The sequence below is a fragment of the Psychrobacter sp. 1U2 genome (genome assembly GCF_051847575.1).
This window is the reverse complement of the sequence record NZ_JBPYDC010000223.1, coordinates 1-1,363: the sequence shown is the minus strand read 5'-3', so window position 1 is coordinate 1,363 and position 1,363 is coordinate 1. Positions and strand designations below refer to the sequence as shown.

General features: G+C 43.0%; 2 protein-coding genes. Both read right to left on the bottom strand.

Features of this window, described 5'->3' with window-relative positions:
• Positions 1-846, bottom strand: an 846-nt coding sequence (gene clpX, locus ACS8FD_RS14685) for an ATP-dependent protease ATP-binding subunit ClpX (protein WP_439276398.1), incomplete at its 3' end; no start/stop codon positions are given.
• 195 nt (positions 847-1,041) lie between these two features.
• Positions 1,042-1,363 (bottom strand): ATP-dependent Clp protease proteolytic subunit (locus tag ACS8FD_RS14680; RefSeq protein WP_439276397.1); only part of this gene is annotated, 322 nt, incomplete at its 5' end.

Here is a 1,363-nt window from a genome sequence, read left to right as displayed (position 1 = left end):
GTTAAAACCAATACCGCCTTTTTCCGTACGCTGCTGAATCACTTGATCAAGACCTGCAAATGCACCGCCAACGATAATCAGGATATTGCTGGTGTCTACTTGAATAAGCTCTTGCTGCGGATGCTTACGACCACCGTGTGGCGGAATCGCAGCGACAGTACCTTCGATAAGCTTGAGTAGGGCTTGTTGCACGCCTTCGCCTGATACATCGCGTGTGATAGACGGGTTATCGCCTTTTTTACTGATTTTATCAATCTCATCAATATAGATAATACCTTGCTCAGCCTTGCTCACATCATAGTCAGAAGCTTGCAATAGCTTTTGTACGATGTTTTCAACGTCTTCACCGACATAACCAGCTTCGGTTAAAGTAGTAGCATCAGCCATTGCAAAAGGCACATCTAATAGACGTGCTAAGGTTTGCGCAAGTAAAGTCTTACCAGAGCCAGTTGGACCAATCAGCAAGATATTACTTTTGGCTAGCTCAACCATAGCATCATCAGCACCGATCTTGGCCTTTTTACTGTCATTGGCCAAGGTTTGGCTGACTTTTAGACGCTTATAATGGTTGTAAACAGCGACAGACAATGCTTTTTTGGCAGCATCTTGACCGATGACGTACTCATCAAGCTTGGCACGCAACTCTTTAGGAGTTGGCAGTTTTTTATTGACCCATGAGGTATCAATCTCGCCATCAGAGTCATCAGTTGTGCTATCAGCGATTAGATCTGTACATAGTTCAATACATTCGTTACAGATATTGGCATCGTCAGCGGCAATAAGCTGCTTGACTTCACTTTTAGCTTTACCACAAAACGAGCAATGCGGGTTGTTATTTTCTGCCATATAAAGGCACTCCTAAAATTTAATGCTTGTACCATTTCCAACAACAAACTAACGCTCAATCACTAGTACTGTCTATACTTGCTAAACCTATGTACGTGATGCTAATACTTGATTGCTGCGTTTATTTGAGTGTTGGCAATAGTAATATTAGTTTCATACCACATAGCTATCTATCTAGCTGGGTAGGTGCTGTCTTTATAAAGAATCAGGGCGACGTTCTAATACTTCATCAACCAGACCGTATTCTTTTGCTTCTTTAGCATCTAACCAAAAGTCACGCTCAACGTCTTTTTCGATTTTTTCTACTGGTTGACCAGTACGCTCAGCCAAAATCTCGTTTAAGCGTGCGCGAGTTTTTAGAATTTCACGCGCGTTAATTTCGATATCTGTTGCCTGACCTTGAGCACCACCTGAAGGCTGGTGAATCATTACGCGAGAATTGGCTAGTGCATAGCGCTTGCCTCTTTGACCAGCAGCCAATAGGAAAGAACCCATACTGTAAGCACCGCCCATACAA